The sequence below is a fragment of the Pedobacter sp. TM02 genome (genome assembly GCF_059705275.1).
The window spans coordinates 4,138,536-4,154,022 of sequence record NZ_AP046530.1; the positions used below are offsets into that span (position 1 = coordinate 4,138,536).

Below are 15,487 nucleotides of genomic sequence, written 5' to 3' on the forward strand. Positions count from 1 at the left end.
GTAGCTAACAACAGCAGCAACAAGAACCGCATTAGCCCTGAACCAAGGTTCCGATTTCTTCGCCGTTGGCAATTTTCATGAAATTACCTGTTTTATTCATATCGAACACAATAATAGGCAGTTGGTTTTCTTCGCAAAGCGTAAAAGCCGTCATGTCCATTACATTCAGTCCTTTGGCATATACTTCTCTAAACGAGATTTCGCTGTATTTTGTTGCGGTTGGATCTTTTTCGGGATCGGCGGTGTAGATGCCATCAACACGGGTTCCTTTCAATACCGCATCAGCTTTGATCTCGATCGCCCTTAAGGCCGCAGCCGAGTCGGTTGTGAAATAAGGATTGCCGGTACCCGCTCCAAAAATAACGATACGTCCTTTCTCTAAGTGGCGTACGGCCCGGCGGCGAATAAACGGCTCGCAAATCTGTTCCATCTTGATGGCGGTAAGCAAGCGGGTTTTCAAACCTACTTTTTCCAAAGCATCTTGCAAAGCCATGCTATTGATTACGGTAGCCAACATGCCCATATAATCGGCTTGTGCACGATCCATTCCAGATTTTTCGGCGCTTAAGCCCCTAAAAATATTTCCTCCACCAATTACAATTGCTATTTCCAGGCCTTTGTCATGAACCGCTTTGATATCTTCGGCATACTGCCTTACACGCTCATTGTCAATACCATATTGTTTTTCGCCCATTAGCGACTCTCCGCTGAGTTTTAGCAGGATGCGTTTATATTTCATGACCCCAAAAATATTAACAATTTTTTACTTACCGGCTATTGATTTAACAATTGGTTCAAATATTTGGTTTTAAATCGGCTCTCCCTTGAAGATGACTTCCTTAAGATCCAATGATTCGTCGAGCACCAAGAGATTGGCATCGGCGCCGGGCGTAATCTTTCCGATCGAAGCCCCCAAACCGATGAGCTGAGCTGGATATTGGCTGGCCATTTTCAGGGCATCGATCAGCTCAATGTCGCAGTCGTTTACACAGTTTTTAACGGCTTGGAGCATGCTAAGCGAAGATCCCGAAAGGGTGCCATCGGGCATTACAAATTTATCGCCCAACGCTTGGTGCTGGTACGGACCCGTTGCGCAGGCTGTAACGGCGTCGGTAATCAAAAACAGACGCTCTTTAAGCAGTTTATGGGCCATTTTTACCACTTCAAAACTTACATGCTGGTTATCGGCAATAATACTGGCCATGGCGCGAGAATGGTTAAAAACGGCCGCAGGAATGCCCGGTTCGCGATGATGTAGCGGACTCATGGCATTGAACAGGTGCGTGGTGGTTTGCACGCCTTTATCGTAGGCATGGGTAGCCTCGTCAAAACTGGCATCGCTATGCCCCAGCGAAACCACTACGCCATTATCGAGCAGATACTGGAGCACCTGATCGTCTTGCAGCTCAGGTGCAATCGTCATCATTTTGATAACGCCATCGCCAAAATCCAACAAGGCTTTAACCTCGTCCAGCGTAGCTTTACGGATGTATTCGACCACATGGGCTCCTCGGCGTTTGGCATTGATAAAAGGGCCTTCGAGGTGTAAGCCCAGGCAGTTTTTAGCTATCGAACGATGGGCTTTGGCTGTTGTAATGCATTGTTCAAAAACAGCAGGGGTATTGGTGGCAATGCAGGCCAAAAAACCGGTGGTCCCGGTTTTGAGCAACTCGTTTTCAATATGGACCAAGGCTTCTACCGATGGTTCGGCTGAGAACAGCTTGCCCCCTGCGCCGTAAATCTGCAGATCGATAAAGCCCGGAACCACCAAACTGTCTTGTTTTGCGCCGTTTACAACCGAAGCAATACCGGAAATTTTACTGCCTTCCAACGTAAGCTGCTGATGGTGCACAATGGCATTCCCATTAAAATAGGTGCTGTTATCGATCTTGTTTATCATGTAACAAAGTTAGCATAACACGTTTGAAGTTTCTGCAATTTTGCTGGTGTTTATGTATAACTGTTTCAGCCCCCTATTGTTTCCTGCCACGGCTTGTTTTTTAAAAATAACACAGGCCGATTGCCTGTGCCCGGACTTGGGCAGTTATGACTAACGTAAATTTTATTTTACGTCGGGCCAGAGTCAACGATTGTATAGTATATTTAGCTCATCACCTTAGAAAAACAAATTCATGGAAAAAAATCATCCCCAACAACAGCGGAGAAACTTTCTCAAAGGCAGTTTGGCCCTTGGCGCCGCCACTTTAATGGCACCAGCCGTGACCATGGCCAGTCCAACAATTGCAAAAGGTAGCGAAGAAGCGTTCGGCATTAGTGTAGGCCCTTACCTGCAAACTACTTTTGGCAACGAAATGAGCATTTTATGGATTACCAACAAAAATGCCGCCAGCTGGGTAGAATATGGCGAAAGCGCCGATGCCTTGAACCTCAAAGCCTATGGCGAAAGCAAACTAGGCTTAAGGCCTGAAGGAAGGCTCAACTGCGTTACCCTGAAAAACCTAAAGCCAGGGGTTACCTACCATTACAAGATAGTGAGCAAGGAAGTAGTCGATTTTCAGCCCTACAAGCTTACTTATGGTGCAACCCTCAGCGATACCGGCACTTTTGTTAATGCAGACAGCACCAAAGAGCAGATCAGTTTTTTAATGCTCAACGATATTCACGACAGGCCTAAATCCATTCCTTTTCTTTTGGAGCTGGACAAGGAAAAGAAAAATGACTTCATCTTTTTTAACGGCGATATCTTCGATTATCAAACTGACGAAAAACAAATCATCGATCACATGCTGCAACCTTGCGTTGATGCTTTTGCCAAGCAAACGCCGTTCATTTACGTAAGGGGCAACCACGAAACCAGAGGCAAATTCTGCCGGGAATTTCCCGCGTATTTTCAGAATGTAGGCCGGGCAGCCTTTACCTTGGGGCCGGTTAGGTTCGTGATTTTAGATACCGGCGAAGACAAGGAAGATGCACATCCGGTTTATGCGGGCATTGTCGATTTTGACCAATACCGTATCGAACAGGCCCAATGGCTAGCCACCGAAATGCAAAGCAAAGCCTTTAAAAAAGCTCTGTTCAGGGTGGTGATGATGCATATTCCGCCACGTTACTCTGGCGATGCGCATGGCCCTGTACATTGTACCGAGGTTTTTGAGCCCCTATTGAACAAGGGCAAGGTAGACCTGGTACTGAGCGGACATACCCACAAATACATGGTGCATCAGCCTGCCCAGGGCAAAAACAATTATCCCTTAATTATTGGCGGAGGGCCCAAAGAAGGCACCAGAACCTATACCAAAATCAAGGCCAACAAGCAGCTGCTGAGCGCAGTAATGTTTGACGATTCGGGTAAAGAGGTTGGCAGAGTGGAGGTAAAGCGTTAGCTTTTATCAAAACCCACAGCTTGCCGGATTTCCCATCCACCTACTGAGCTATGGATAAACAAAAAAGCCCCGAAAATTTTCGGGGCTTTTCTTTAGGGTATAAGCTTCTTAAGCACCTAATTGTACGCGTTTGAAAGCAGTAACTGTTAGGCCTTTAGCCGTGTTGTCTAAGAATTTACGAACATCCATAGAACCGTCTTTAACGAATTCTTGGTTCAACAAAGTGCTGTCTTTGTAGAATTTGTTCAATTTACCAGCAGCAATTTTTTCTACCATTTCTTCAGGTTTGCCTTCTTGACGGATCACGTCTTTGGCAATTTCGATTTCACGCTCGATAGTTGCAGGATCAACGCCATCTTTATCAACAGCAATTGGGTTCATCGCGGCAATTTGCATGGCCACATCTTTACCAGCTTCAGTAATATCTGCACCATTAGCGCCTTCAAATACTACTAAAACACCCATTTTACCATTAGAGTGGATATAAGAAACGATTTGCTCGCCAGAGATATTTGCGTACTCTTGAATAACGATTTTCTCGCCAATTTTACCAGTAAGTTCAGTAATTGTTTCGGCAACTGTACGTCCGTCTTCCAAAGTAATTGCCAATAACTCTTCAGCAGAAGCAGGATTGTTGGCAACAGCTGCTGCCAAAACCGCCTGAGCCAGGTTACGGAAATCTTCAACTTTAGAAACTGGTTCAGTTTCACAAGCTAAAGCAACTAGTTTACCATTTGTACCATCTGCCGAAACATGGATTAATACTTGACCTTCTGAGGTAGCATTACCAGAACGAGCAGCCGATACTTTTTGACCTTTTTTGCGCAATAAATCAACAGCAGCTTCGAAATCGCCATTGGCTTCTACTAATGCTTTTTTGCAATCCATCATACCGGCACCTGTTTGTTGACGCAATTTGTTTACGTCTGCCGCAGAAATTTGTACTGTAGACATTTTGTTTCTTTTTTTAAAGTTTTTATAAAAAGTTATGGGTTACCAGTTTTACGTTGTAAGCTAGCCTGCAACATAATACCCGTAACCCATTTTTATTTGAATTAAGCCTCTGTATCTTCCGAAGTTTCTGCTTCGGCAGTTGCTTTTTTGGTCGCTTTTTTCGCAGGAGCCTCAGGTGCATCGGCAGCAGCTTTAACAGCTACGGCTTCTTTTTCTGCTTCTTCGTCTTTCTCGCGTTTGCGCTCTTCTAAACCTTCTTCGATGGCTTTGATAATTACATCGGTAATCAATGAGATTGATTTCGTTGCATCGTCGTTAGCCGGAATTGGGAAATCGATGTTTGAAGGATCAGAGTTGGTATCCACCATCGCAAAAGTAGGAATGTTCAATTTCATTGCTTCTGCTACGGCGATATGCTCTTTCTTCACGTCGATCAAGAAAATCGCAGCTGGCAAACGGTTCAAGTCGGCAATACCACCCAATAGGTTTTCCAATTTGATACGCTCACGTTGGATCATCAAGCGCTCTTTTTTAGAAAGGATTGAATAAGTACCATCTTTTGTCATTTTATCGATGGTAACCATCTTTTTGATCGACTTGCGCACGGTTGCGAAGTTGGTTAACATACCACCTAACCAACGCTCGGTTACGAAAGGCATGTTTACTTTTTTTGCCTGATCGGCAACGATTTCTTTAGCTTGTTTCTTGGTTGCTACGAAAAGGATCTTACGACCTGATTTCACGATTTGTTTAATCGCCGAGGCAGCTTCCTCAGTTTTAGTTAAAGTTTTATTTAAATCTATAATGTGAATTCCATTGCGCTCCATGAAAATATAAGGAGCCATTTTTGGATTCCATTTACGGGTAAGGTGACCAAAGTGTACACCTGCATCCAATAAGTCTTGATATGTAGTTCTTGCCATTGTTTTGTCTCCTTAAGATTAACGTTTACTGAATTGGAATCTCTTACGTGCTTTTTTGCGTCCTGGTTTCTTACGCTCAACCATACGCATATCGCGGGTTACTAACCCTTTAGCGCGCAATGCTGGTTTTTTCTCAGCATCTAACTCGACAATAGCTTTTGCAATAGCCAAACGAACTGCTTCTGCCTGACCTTTTACGCCACCACCATTTACGTTTACGGTTACATCGTATTTGCCAACTAGTTCAGAAACTTCGAACGATTGGTTAACGATATATTGTAAAGGCAAGGTAGGGAAGTATTCTTTGTGATCTTTACCGTTTACGGTGATCGTGCCGTTGCCTTCTTTTAAGTAGATACGGGCAACTGCAGTTTTTCTTCTTCCTGAAGTATTTGTAACTGACATTTCTTTTCTCCTTTAATTAAAGTTTAATGGTTTTTGGTGATTGTGCGGCATGTGGATGCTCTGCACCAGCATAAACAAAAAGATTGGTGTACAATTTTTTGCCCAATTTGGTTTTAGGCAACATACCACGAACAGCCTTCTCAATTACACGAGTTGGGTGCTTTGCCATTAACTCTTTCGGAGAAATGAATCTTTGACCACCTGGATATCCAGTGTAAGAAACATATTCTTTCTCGCTGAACTTGTTTCCGGTCAGTTTAACCTTGTCTGCATTAATAACGATCACGTTATCGCCGCAGTCTACGTTTGGGGTAAACTCAGGCTTGTGTTTTCCTCTGATGATCATCGCGATCTTAGAAGACAAGCGCCCCAAAATCTCTCCTTGTGCATCAACAACAACCCACTGTTTATTAACAGTTTTTGCATTGGCAGAGACAGTTTTGTAACTTAACGTATTCACTTGCTTTTATTTAATTTGTTAAAAAATATTGATTACCCTAGTTTTTAGGGACTGCAAAGATAGGGAGAATACTTTAATTACCAAATAGTTGAAGCAAAAAAATTAAGCGTTGCCTAATACCCGATTAAAAACACGTAAAGCCCATGCTAAGCGCTTGTTAGCACTCGCCGGGTTTAGCGCCAATGCACTTTGCCGCACGGCTTTCCGTTCCATCGGGTAATCGATCTGGCCTAATTTCTTTTAAGTTTTGGGTTGCCGAACTAGAACCGAATTAAAGCCGTGGCATTTTCAGGTTTTTTAGGAAGTAGGCAAGGGCGTGCCACAGCACCCCAGCCACAAGTATTGCAGTTAAGGCCACATAAACGAGGTTTTCATTGCTCATAAAGCTATATTCGATGGCTGGAGCAATTACATTAACCAAACCATAAACCAATAGTCCGGCATAGTATAGGCTCCATAAAGCAAATGGATAGAACCAGATTTCCCACCGGTAGCTGCCCAGCTGAAAACTCCGCAGCGCCAGCCAGTTGAGCACCACAATGGCCAAAATACCCGACGTAGAAGTCAGGTTGCCACTTTTGAGGTAAACAATCAAATAGAGCATGGCCAGAAAAAGATTAAAATACGATAGTTTTTGCAACATGGCGTTCGTGCTAGTCAATCAGGTTAGTATTTTTTAGGGTAGTTGAGCGATAGGCAGTTGTATTCGTTGTGCACACTTAGCGATGCTTTTACTTCATCCTGTTCCAAATAGGCTATGGCATGGGCAATCGCAGCTTCGTTAAACCGATAAAGCCTGGCCTTGTTCCGAAATGGCGTGCGCACCATTTCGATCTTTGCCTCTTCAAAGGCTTCGGCACTAATACCCAGGCCTTCGCTGGCCAACAAACCGTACCAAGGACCGAGCACATCAACATTGGGCCTGGTAAAATAAATCGTATTGTCCAGATCAACGAAACAGGCTTTTTTCATGGCATTTCGATTTTGTTCCTACATAAATACGGAAAACGGCAAACAACTTTGTCTGTATAACGTTAAATAGATAAATATTGACGATATGACAAAGCAAACAAAAATATTGGCAGGTGTATTGGCCGGTGCCGCATTGGGCGCCGTAGTGGCCTTGGTGGTTTCATCAGACAGAACCGACGACCTTAAAGACAAGGTAGGCGATTGGTTTTGTGATTTGCTAGGCAGCTCAAAAGATAAATTGAGTACTGTTGGCGAATTGGTAAAAAATACCTTGAGCAGGGCCAAGGCCTAGATTTTAAGGCAACCAAGCAATTGCCCGGTCCAATGGCTATCTTTGAGGCATGGATGTTTTTGGAAAGGCACTAGCCGACTATTACCAGAAGGGCAAAGCCAGCACTTTATGGCTGCATAATTCTTACGACGAACCCGAAGAAATGCCCATTGATGTTTTTTTTCGGGATGAAGATGATATGCCCGAACTCGAGCACCAGGCCTTGGCACTTTGCAGAGGAAAGATTTTGGATGTCGGCGCAGGTGTGGGCAGCCATGCCTTATGGCTGCAGCAGCATGGTTTTGAGGTAACCGCTATCGACATTTCTGAAACGGCAGTGGAAATCATGCGCAACAGAGGGGTGAAAAATGCGCTGGTTCAAGACATTTTTGCGCTCGAGAAAAAATACGACACCCTTTTGTTTATGATGAATGGCATCGGCTTAACCGGTACCCTCCCAGGGTTTGTCGGTTTTCTAGCAAAAGCCAAGACCCTAATCAATCCCAAAGGCCAACTTATCTTCGACAGTTCGAATATTGCTTACCTCTACGACGATCTGCCCATGCCCAACAGCCATTACTTTGGCGAGGTAAGCTATTGCTATGAATACCAACAACAAAAGGGCAAATGGTTTAACTGGCTTTACCTCGATCAGCAAACTTTATTGCGCACCGCCCAACAGTGTGGCTGGCACTGCACAATTTGCTATGACGATGGCGAAGACCAGTACTTGGCCAAGCTCGAATTACCTGCCTAAGCCCGTTCTTCCCAAATGCAGGCAATGTTAACGATAGTTTGTACCGCTTTTTCCATATCCTGCACCGAAACCCATTCCTGTTTGCCATGAAAGGCATGTTCGCCGGCAAAGATATTCGGACAGGGCAAGCCCATAAACGATAGCCTCGAACCGTCGGTACCTCCTCTGATGCTTTGTTTTTTAACCTTTAGCTCCGCTCTTTCAATAGCCCGTACGCCATTGGCAATAACCTGCGGGTATTGGTCGAGCACTTTTTTCATGTTTCTGTACTGGGGTTTTACAGTCAGCTCGTAACCAGAGCCCGGATAAGATTTCAATACTTCTTTGGCCACATTTTCCAAAACAACGGCATGCTGGCGCAAAAGCTCGTCGTCAAAATCCCTCAAGATGAATTGCGCTTCGGCCCGTTCTACATGGCCTTGCATGCTTACGGGATGGATAAATCCTTCTTTTTGATGCGTGCTCTCTGGAGTTAAGTGGTCTTTAGGCAATGCATCAATGATGGCGGCCAGGATTTTAATGGCACTTTCCATTTTTCCTTTGGCAAAGCCCGGATGCGAACTTACGCCCTTAATGATTAAAGTGGCGCCATCGGCCGAAAAAGTCTCATCCTCAATCGAGCCGAGCGTTTCGCCATCAATGGTATAGCCAAAATCGGCACCGAGCTTTTTCAAATCGGCCTTGTCAACGCCACGTCCGATTTCTTCGTCGGGCGTAAACAGAATTTTAATCGTACCGTGCTTAATCTGCTGATTTTGGCTCAGGAAGCTAACCGCTTCCATAATTTCGGCTAGTCCGGCCTTATTATCGGCGCCCAATAACGTGGTACCGCTGGCCGTAATGATGTCGTTGCCTAGTTGGTCTTTTAAATCGCGGTGTTCACTCATTTTGATGACCACGTTAGGGTCGTCGGGCAGCACCAGGTCTTCGCCATTGTAATTGTAGTGTATAATGGGCTTTACCTGTGCACCGCTGCAATCGGGCGAAGTATCCATGTGCGAACAAAAGCAAATCACCGGAACCTGCTTGTCTGTATTTGAAGGGAGCGTGGCGTATACATAGCCAAATTCGTCCAACGAAGCGTCGCTTAGGCCAAGTTCCAAGAGCTCAGCCACTAAAACCTTGCCCAGGTCTTTTTGCTTCAGGGTTGAAGGGCAGGTTGGCGAATCGGGGTCAGACTGCGTATCGATTTTCGCATAGCGAATAAACCGCTCCTGTAATTGTTTTAACTTGTTTTCGTAAGTATTCATATCCTGCGAAAATTATTAAATAAAAGTTAAACAAATGCAAAAAAGATTATACTTTTGTTGCTAAACCAGTAAAAAACAAGGATTTGAAAAAACTTATTTTAGCCGCTTCATTTTTATTTTTAGCACTTGCTGGCCAGGGTCAGGTTAACTTTTACAAGCTTGCTGCCGGCGGCGGCTTTGGTGCCACCGTTTCTTATGCCGACGTACGCGAAAACAGCCAAAGTTATGCTGGATACGGAGCGGTAGACTACAATTTCACTCCTTTTGTTAACGCAGGATTAGAAGTACAAATGGGCAAGATTAAAGGAGGCAACATTGTGACCAACCCGCACAACCGACAGTTTGTAAACAGCTTTATGGCTTTTTCTATCGGTGGCAAAGTAGCCCTGGGCCAATTTATTGATTATTCTGACAGCAAATTCCTGAGCGTTGTTAAAGGCCTATACTTCGGTGCCGGACTGGGCGCCATCAGAAATAAAATGACTTATATTGTGCGCTACAAGCCAAATACCCAAGCCGAATATCCGCCATTGGGCTATAAGTTTCCTGGCGAAGACAAAAGCACCAACCTGCTCATGCCCCTCAATTTGGGTATGAACTTTTATTTTAAAGATGGCTACGACCGTCTTCGCTATGTGCTCAACTTCAACTACCAGGGCAACTTTACCTTTGGCGAGGGACTGGATGGCTACGACGACCCGATGGGCACCTTTAAAAACAACAATCCTGATTTTTATACGCTTTTTTCTGTAGGCCTCAAATATAATTTCGGCCCTGTTGGCGTTGCAAAAAGAATTTTTTAGCCTAATTTAACACTACTTGAAAAGAACCGCGCTCCTCTTCTCATCCCTTTTTTTAAGCATGGCCGCATTAGGCCAAACCAACTTCTTCCGGCTAAGTGCAGGAGGCGGTGCAGGCACTACGCTGGCTTATGCCGATCTTAAAAAGAAAACCTATGCCTTTGCGGGCTATGGCGTTATTGATTATTACACCACGCCCTATGTAAGCTTTGGGCTCGAGATACAAAAAGGCGAACTGGCTGGTGGCGATGTGCAATACGACGAAAACCACCGACAGTTTATCAATTCCTACCTATCGGGGTCTTTAAACCTCAAAGTACAACTGGGCGAGTTTCTGACCAGCTACAACCGCAGAAACATTTTCCTGAACAGCATCCGTGGACTTTACCTTGGCGCAGGCATCGGTGGCATCAAAAACAAGCTTTCTAATGTGCGCTACTATGGCGATAATATTTTCCCTGGCGAGGACAAAAGCACGGAGGTGATCGTACCGATTAACCTGGGTATCAACTTTTACATTCCCGACCAATGGGGTCGCGACCGCTTGGCAATTAATTTTAACCTGCAGAGCACCATGGCCATGGGCGAAGGGATGGATGGCTACAGCTCGAGCAACAAAAATGACATTTACGCTTATTTCTCGGTAGGCGTTCGATACAATTTTGGCATACTTGGCCTAGATAGGCGACGATAGTGTTACTTTTCTAGTCAAATAAAAAAAGTAATTTAGGAAACTTTATTTTTATTCATTTTTATGAAGAAGCTATCCTTATTGCTTGCCCTCTTGGGCCCATTGAGTATTTTGGCGCAAGAAACCCCATTCGAACGAAGCCACAAAACAGCAACCACCACTTATGCAGAAGCCATTTCGTTTTACGAGAACCTGGCCAAGGCTTATCCGCAGCAGGCCAAGCTGTTTACCTATGGCAGCACAGATTTTGGCAAGCCATTACACTTGCTGGTGCTCTCTAAAAGCAAGGTTTTTGATCCGGCAGCCCTAAGAAAAAGCGATAAACGGATATTATTAATCAACAATGGCATCCATCCTGGCGAGCCCGAAGGCATAGATGCCAGCATGATGTTGGCCAGAGACCTGCTCAAAAACAACAAGTTGCCCGAAAATGTAGTCATCGCCATTATCCCGCTGTACAACATTGACGGAAGCCACAACCGTACCGGTACCTCGCGTGCCAACCAAAACGGTCCGGTAGCCTATGGTTTTAGGGGCAACAGCAAAAACTACGACCTGAACCGCGATTTCATTAAAACGGATTCTAAAAACTCGCAGGCCTTTCAGCAGCTATTCAATACCTGGCAACCCGAGATTTTTGTAGATACGCATACCAGCAATGGCGCCGACTACCAGTACACCATGACCTTGATTCCAACCCAGAAGGACAAACTGAATGGCATGGTTTCCAAGTACCTCACCCAAACCATGGTGCCCGATTTGTACCAGCAGATGAAAGGCAAGGGCTATGAGCTTATCCCTTATGTAAACTCCATTAACGAAACGCCCGATGCCGGCATTACCGGCTTTATCGAATCGCCACGCTATTCTACCGGCTATGCCGCGCTGCACAATACCATCGGCTTTATGCCCGAAACCCACATGCTTAAACCCTTTGACAAGAGGGTAGAATCTACATACAAGCTATTGCAGACCTACATAGACATTATGGTTCGCGATGCCAAGCTGATTGGCGAAAACAAACGGAAAGCTGACCAATTTGTAGCCCAGCAAAAAGAATTTCCGCTCGATTGGAAACTGAACCGATCGGTTTACGACAGCATCGAATTTAAAGGCTATGCCGCCAAATATAAACCGAGCGAAATTAGCGGAATGGACCGCTTGTATTACGACCGTAACGCGCCTTATACCAAAATGATCAAGTATTGGGACAAGTTTGAGCCGAGCCTCAGCATAACCAAGCCTGTGGCCTACATCATTCCGAAAGCCTGGGATAAGGTTATTGCACTTTTAAAGCTGAACAACGTGCAAATGAAACAACTCGCTACTGACACCAAAATCAAGGTAGAGATGTATTACATTGCCGATATGAAAACTGGTACGCGTCCGTACGAAGGCCATTATCAGCACTCGGCCGTAAAAGTTAATGCGGTAACCCAAGACATCCAGTTCTATGCAGGCGATTATGTCGTGTATGTAAACCAGCCAACCAACCGCTACATTGTGGAAACACTGGAACCCCAAGCGGCGGATTCTTTCTTCAACTGGAATTTCTTCGACTCGGTACTTGGCCAAAAAGAAGGCTATTCTGCTTATGTTTTCGAAGACACGGGAGCGGAACTGCTGAAGAAAAACCCTGAACTGAAGCAAAAACTGGAGGCTGAAAAGGCCAAAAACCCCGACCTGGCCAAAAGCGCCAGTGCTCAATTGGATTTTGTATACAAAAATTCCGATTATTACGAAAAAACACACATGCGCTATCCGATAGGCCGCCTGCAGGAAAACACCAAACTCAACCTCAATTAGCATGATGGAATACCTTAACGCAACTCCGGTTGCCTCGATCATCTTCATTTTTACGCTGATCACCAGCATCTATGCCTTTAACGACCATCAGCTGTTGGGCAAGTTTATGATGCATCCCTATACGGTAAGCAAGGGCAGGAATCTATATACTTTCATTACCAGTGGCCTAATCCATGCCGATTGGATGCACCTGTTCTTCAACATGTTTACCTTTTATTTCTTTGCCTTTGGCTTAGAAAGGATGATTGGGCATTGGCAGTTTGCGTTAATCTACATCGGCAGCTTGATATTGAGCGATATCCCAACCGTAATTAAGCACAAAGACAATTACAGCTACCATAGCCTTGGCGCTTCGGGAGCCATCAGTGCCGTACTTTTTAGCTATATTTTATTCGATCCAACCGCCATGCTGGGTGTCATGTTCATTCCGATGCCCGCCGTACTTTTCGGAGTGCTTTACCTCATCTATTCTTGGTACATGGCCAAACGAGGCATGGACAACATCGGTCACGATGCCCACTTTTTTGGGGCATTAACGGGATTGGTGTTTACCGTAATCTTAGTGCCTGGCATTATCCCGCACTTTTGGGAGGAAATCCAATTGGGTTTACAGGCCCTAACCGGCGGCAGGTAAAAAAGGTTCGTCAAAATAGCTCATCGGTGCCGTAGGATCTTTAATGATTTCGAACAGTGTGTGGCCCCAAGGCTTCCAAAAGTTCTCGAGCACCTGTGCGTAGGTTTTGTGTGCCCAGACATCGAAAAGCGCCTTATTCAGTGTTCCTTTTAAAGGCATAGCGTCAATGTAAATCGTATCCTCTACCGGCATAATGGTATACTCGGGTAAGCGGTTAAACAAATAGGCCGAGTAAAAGAAACGGGCGGCTACCTCTTCAAACTGTTGTTCTGAAAGTTTTTTGCCCTGTATCGAATCCACTAATTCCTGATGGTATCTTTTGTTGGTGCCATTATCCTGCAAGCAGGCAATGATACCGAAGTCTTTAAACTTCAAGGAGAAGGTCAGCGTATTGATTTCGTCGCGGAAGCTGAAAGCGGTTTTTTTTTCTTCCAACGGTACCACCAGGATAGACCATGGCGTAAAATCTTCGAAAACCACTTCGCGATAAATGCTTTGCAACATGATATGCAGGTTGCCGAATTTATGCATCAGCCCCTGCGACATGTTCATGCCATCGCCACTCAATTGCTGCAGGCGGATGGCACCTTGCATTTCGATATACAGAATGCTGTACATGAATTTGCCAATCCAATTAAATAAATCGATTTCGGACAAAGCCGATACACCTGCATAACCCTTGCCAAAAGCCAGCGCCACGCGGTCTTCCAACGGCGACACAAACTGGTCTGACACGGTTACATTGCAAGGCACCACCAGGCTTTTGTAGGTGCGGATGCTCTCATCCAGCAGCTTGATCTGCTCGTTGCCGGTCAAATTGGCCATTGACAATAGCCAATCGGGCAGCACATTTACGCTGGTTAGGGGCGTAGCAAAGGCATCGCCGCTTAAAAAGCATTTGTCGTTTTTGAAATCGAAATTCTTAAAGGGTTGGTACAAGCCGTTCATTGCTGCAAAACTAGCAATATTTTCAGGCTTGGGCTATCAGCGTTAAGTCAAAAGCGCTTGCATAAGCAAAAATGCTGATGCAAGCGCTCTGATTTATCTTAATACTTATTGTAGAAATAATTGACCTCATCTACCAATTGGCCATAAATTGGCTTGGTAAACTCGAGAAAAAGATTGGCTGGTGGCGGAGGCAGCATTTCTTTGCGGTTGGTCATGGCCAGTTGCTGCTTGGTCAATGCCCTTTCGTCGCCTTTAAAGCTGGCCCAGCTGTCTTGCCACACATAGGTGCCGGCCAGGCGCTGCTGCCTCAACACCTTGCGCGTTTGCCAGTCGGTAATGGTTAGGGCCAACAAACCTGAAGATGTTATTTTCTTTTCGAAGATGCTCAAAGTGGCTTTTACCGTTCCATAAACCGGATCGTTGGTACGGCCACGGCTAATCACAACACTATCTTTTTTCAGCTTTTCTACGCGCTCTTTCACATAGGTTTGGCCTACCACAAAATCGTCGAAGTTTAGGCTGAGCACCTGGTCGGGAACAATTTTCTGATTGCTGGCCTGCTGCTCCGAATAAAAAATCACGAAGCGGTTTTTTTGGTAGTTAGCCATAAAATTATCTACCTGTTGTTGAAAATACTGGGCGCTCAGTTTATAATAAGTGCTGTTAACCACTACCGGCTGCACCACCACTTTTACAACGGCAGCCCAATAAGCCTCGTTTATTTTGGCCTTGATATCCTTAATGCCCGGATCAAACTGTTGCGCCTTTTCAAAGTTGAAGTACGCATTCTTTGCACTCGTCCTGCTGCCTTCGTTCAGTTGCTTTTGGCCAAGAACATAGCGTGCTTCGGCGGCTCTCGATCTCGAATCGGCTGCTTCGTTGATGAAACGCTGCGCATTTGGCACCAATGTTAAGCAAGCCGGACAGCCATTGATCTCATCGGCCAATTGATTTAAGGCCTGGTAATGGTAAAGTATCGTTTCCCAGCGCAACACATCCGACGACAACTTCGCTTCGTCTATTTTACGCAAATGGTCGTTCAGCGCAAAGCCATAAGCCTCTGGCAAAACCTTCATAGACTCGGCATTTTTGGGCGAGCTTTTCAGCCGATCTACCGCCTTTGATACCGAAGCATCATAATTGCCTTTTTGTAATGCCCTTTTGCCCGTTGTGCACGATGCAACAATAAGTATGGAGAAATAAAGAAAATACCGTAATCTTGAAATAGTTTTCATGGCGTTAAGAATTAGCGTTACAAATATACTCCAGGTA

The 15,487-nt window shown here is 45.1% G+C and carries 18 protein-coding genes; 7 read left to right on the top strand and 11 right to left on the bottom strand.

What is annotated here, in order from left to right; translation table 11 throughout:
• Window positions 1-31 precede the first annotated feature (31 nt).
• Together pyrH and nagA are read right to left on the bottom strand one after the other, a co-directional pair.
• Complete coding sequence (gene pyrH / locus AC6H1S_RS17820) at window positions 32-739, bottom strand: UMP kinase (RefSeq protein ID WP_330108602.1); 708 nt, start codon at window positions 737-739, stop codon at window positions 32-34.
• 69 nt (window positions 740-808) lie between these two features.
• Entirely contained in the window at window positions 809-1,900 is a 1,092-nt protein-coding gene (nagA, locus tag AC6H1S_RS17825; RefSeq protein ID WP_497564484.1) for an N-acetylglucosamine-6-phosphate deacetylase, read from the bottom strand.
• A 232-nt stretch (window positions 1,901-2,132) separates the two neighbouring features.
• Here nagA and AC6H1S_RS17830 point away from each other — a divergent pair, with 232 nt between their 5' ends.
• A complete protein-coding gene (locus AC6H1S_RS17830; protein ID WP_497564485.1) occupies window positions 2,133-3,344 on the top strand; it encodes a metallophosphoesterase in 1,212 nt (403 codons plus the stop codon).
• Between the two features lie 108 nt (window positions 3,345-3,452).
• Here the strand turns inward: AC6H1S_RS17830 and tsf are convergent, their stop codons facing one another.
• From tsf to AC6H1S_RS17860, 6 genes are all read right to left on the bottom strand, one after another.
• Complete coding sequence (gene tsf / locus AC6H1S_RS17835) at window positions 3,453-4,298, bottom strand: translation elongation factor Ts (RefSeq protein WP_199139692.1); 846 nt, start codon at window positions 4,296-4,298, stop codon at window positions 3,453-3,455.
• A gap of 101 nt (window positions 4,299-4,399) precedes the next feature.
• Window positions 4,400-5,221 (bottom strand): 30S ribosomal protein S2, encoded by an 822-nt coding sequence (rpsB, locus tag AC6H1S_RS17840; protein ID WP_199139690.1) that lies wholly within the window; start codon window positions 5,219-5,221, stop codon window positions 4,400-4,402.
• An 18-nt stretch (window positions 5,222-5,239) separates the two neighbouring features.
• Entirely contained in the window at window positions 5,240-5,626 is a 387-nt protein-coding gene (rpsI, locus tag AC6H1S_RS17845) for a 30S ribosomal protein S9 (protein WP_199139688.1), read from the bottom strand.
• A 16-nt stretch (window positions 5,627-5,642) separates the two neighbouring features.
• Entirely contained in the window at window positions 5,643-6,086 is a 444-nt protein-coding gene (rplM, locus tag AC6H1S_RS17850; RefSeq protein WP_199139686.1) for a 50S ribosomal protein L13, read from the bottom strand.
• A 271-nt stretch (window positions 6,087-6,357) separates the two neighbouring features.
• Complete coding sequence (locus tag AC6H1S_RS17855) at window positions 6,358-6,747, bottom strand: hypothetical protein (RefSeq protein ID WP_497564486.1); 390 nt, start codon at window positions 6,745-6,747, stop codon at window positions 6,358-6,360.
• A gap of 5 nt (window positions 6,748-6,752) precedes the next feature.
• A complete protein-coding gene (locus tag AC6H1S_RS17860; RefSeq protein ID WP_497564487.1) occupies window positions 6,753-7,058 on the bottom strand; it encodes a hypothetical protein in 306 nt (101 codons plus the stop codon).
• An 85-nt stretch (window positions 7,059-7,143) separates the two neighbouring features.
• Between AC6H1S_RS17860 and AC6H1S_RS17865 the strand changes: the two genes are divergently transcribed.
• Window positions 7,144-7,350 carry a YtxH domain-containing protein gene (locus AC6H1S_RS17865; RefSeq protein ID WP_497564488.1) on the top strand — a complete coding sequence of 69 codons (207 nt, stop codon included), beginning with the start codon at window positions 7,144-7,146 and terminating at the stop codon, window positions 7,348-7,350.
• Between the two features lie 49 nt (window positions 7,351-7,399).
• Window positions 7,400-8,086: a class I SAM-dependent methyltransferase gene (locus tag AC6H1S_RS17870; protein WP_497564489.1), complete on the top strand. Its 687-nt coding sequence runs from the start codon at window positions 7,400-7,402 to the stop codon at window positions 8,084-8,086.
• Here AC6H1S_RS17870 and pepT read toward each other — a convergent pair.
• Window positions 8,083-9,336, bottom strand: coding sequence for a peptidase T (gene pepT / locus AC6H1S_RS17875; protein ID WP_497564490.1), 1,254 nt, complete (start codon window positions 9,334-9,336; stop codon window positions 8,083-8,085). The genes AC6H1S_RS17870 and pepT overlap by 4 nt on opposite strands.
• Window positions 9,337-9,419: 83 nt before the next feature.
• Here pepT and AC6H1S_RS17880 point away from each other — a divergent pair, with 83 nt between their 5' ends.
• From AC6H1S_RS17880 to AC6H1S_RS17895, 4 genes are read left to right on the top strand one after another with little or no spacing between them, the layout of a single operon-like run.
• Complete coding sequence (locus tag AC6H1S_RS17880; protein WP_497564491.1) at window positions 9,420-10,139, top strand: hypothetical protein; 720 nt, start codon at window positions 9,420-9,422, stop codon at window positions 10,137-10,139.
• 16 nt (window positions 10,140-10,155) lie between these two features.
• Window positions 10,156-10,830 (top strand): putative outer membrane beta-barrel protein, encoded by a 675-nt coding sequence (locus AC6H1S_RS17885; RefSeq protein WP_199139677.1) that lies wholly within the window; start codon window positions 10,156-10,158, stop codon window positions 10,828-10,830.
• A gap of 60 nt (window positions 10,831-10,890) precedes the next feature.
• The gene (locus AC6H1S_RS17890; protein ID WP_497564492.1) at window positions 10,891-12,633 is read left to right on the top strand and encodes a M14 family metallopeptidase; all 1,743 of its coding nucleotides are present in this window, start codon (window positions 10,891-10,893) and stop codon (window positions 12,631-12,633) included.
• A 4-nt stretch (window positions 12,634-12,637) separates the two neighbouring features.
• On the top strand, window positions 12,638-13,267 hold the full coding sequence (locus AC6H1S_RS17895) for a rhomboid family intramembrane serine protease (RefSeq protein WP_199139675.1): 630 nt from the start codon (window positions 12,638-12,640) through the stop codon (window positions 13,265-13,267).
• On the opposite strand, the gene AC6H1S_RS17900 is transcribed toward AC6H1S_RS17895, so the two are convergent.
• Together AC6H1S_RS17900 and AC6H1S_RS17905 are read right to left on the bottom strand one after the other, a co-directional pair.
• Window positions 13,250-14,215 (bottom strand): hypothetical protein, encoded by a 966-nt coding sequence (locus tag AC6H1S_RS17900; protein ID WP_497564493.1) that lies wholly within the window; start codon window positions 14,213-14,215, stop codon window positions 13,250-13,252. The genes AC6H1S_RS17895 and AC6H1S_RS17900 overlap by 18 nt on opposite strands.
• Before the next feature lie 98 nt (window positions 14,216-14,313).
• Entirely contained in the window at window positions 14,314-15,450 is a 1,137-nt protein-coding gene (locus tag AC6H1S_RS17905; protein ID WP_497564494.1) for a hypothetical protein, read from the bottom strand.
• Window positions 15,451-15,487 lie beyond the last annotated feature (37 nt).

What these genes read in the sequence shown, in the direction of transcription:
- pyrH (WP_330108602.1), bottom strand. Translation starts at nt 739, where the DNA reads ATGAAATATAAACGCATCCTGCTAAAACTCAGCGGAGAGTCGCTAATG.
- nagA (WP_497564484.1), bottom strand. Translation starts at nt 1,900, where the DNA reads ATGATAAACAAGATCGATAACAGCACCTATTTTAATGGGAATGCCATT.
- AC6H1S_RS17830 (WP_497564485.1), top strand. Translation starts at nt 2,133, where the DNA reads ATGGAAAAAAATCATCCCCAACAACAGCGGAGAAACTTTCTCAAAGGC.
- tsf (WP_199139692.1), bottom strand. Translation starts at nt 4,298, where the DNA reads ATGTCTACAGTACAAATTTCTGCGGCAGACGTAAACAAATTGCGTCAA.
- rpsB (WP_199139690.1), bottom strand. Translation starts at nt 5,221, where the DNA reads ATGGCAAGAACTACATATCAAGACTTATTGGATGCAGGTGTACACTTT.
- rpsI (WP_199139688.1), bottom strand. Translation starts at nt 5,626, where the DNA reads ATGTCAGTTACAAATACTTCAGGAAGAAGAAAAACTGCAGTTGCCCGT.
- AC6H1S_RS17860 (WP_497564487.1), bottom strand. Translation starts at nt 7,058, where the DNA reads ATGAAAAAAGCCTGTTTCGTTGATCTGGACAATACGATTTATTTTACC.
- AC6H1S_RS17865 (WP_497564488.1), top strand. Translation starts at nt 7,144, where the DNA reads ATGACAAAGCAAACAAAAATATTGGCAGGTGTATTGGCCGGTGCCGCA.
- AC6H1S_RS17870 (WP_497564489.1), top strand. Translation starts at nt 7,400, where the DNA reads ATGGATGTTTTTGGAAAGGCACTAGCCGACTATTACCAGAAGGGCAAA.
- pepT (WP_497564490.1), bottom strand. Translation starts at nt 9,336, where the DNA reads ATGAATACTTACGAAAACAAGTTAAAACAATTACAGGAGCGGTTTATT.
- AC6H1S_RS17890 (WP_497564492.1), top strand. Translation starts at nt 10,891, where the DNA reads ATGAAGAAGCTATCCTTATTGCTTGCCCTCTTGGGCCCATTGAGTATT.
- AC6H1S_RS17895 (WP_199139675.1), top strand. Translation starts at nt 12,638, where the DNA reads ATGGAATACCTTAACGCAACTCCGGTTGCCTCGATCATCTTCATTTTT.
- AC6H1S_RS17900 (WP_497564493.1), bottom strand. Translation starts at nt 14,215, where the DNA reads ATGAACGGCTTGTACCAACCCTTTAAGAATTTCGATTTCAAAAACGAC.
- AC6H1S_RS17905 (WP_497564494.1), bottom strand. Translation starts at nt 15,450, where the DNA reads ATGAAAACTATTTCAAGATTACGGTATTTTCTTTATTTCTCCATACTT.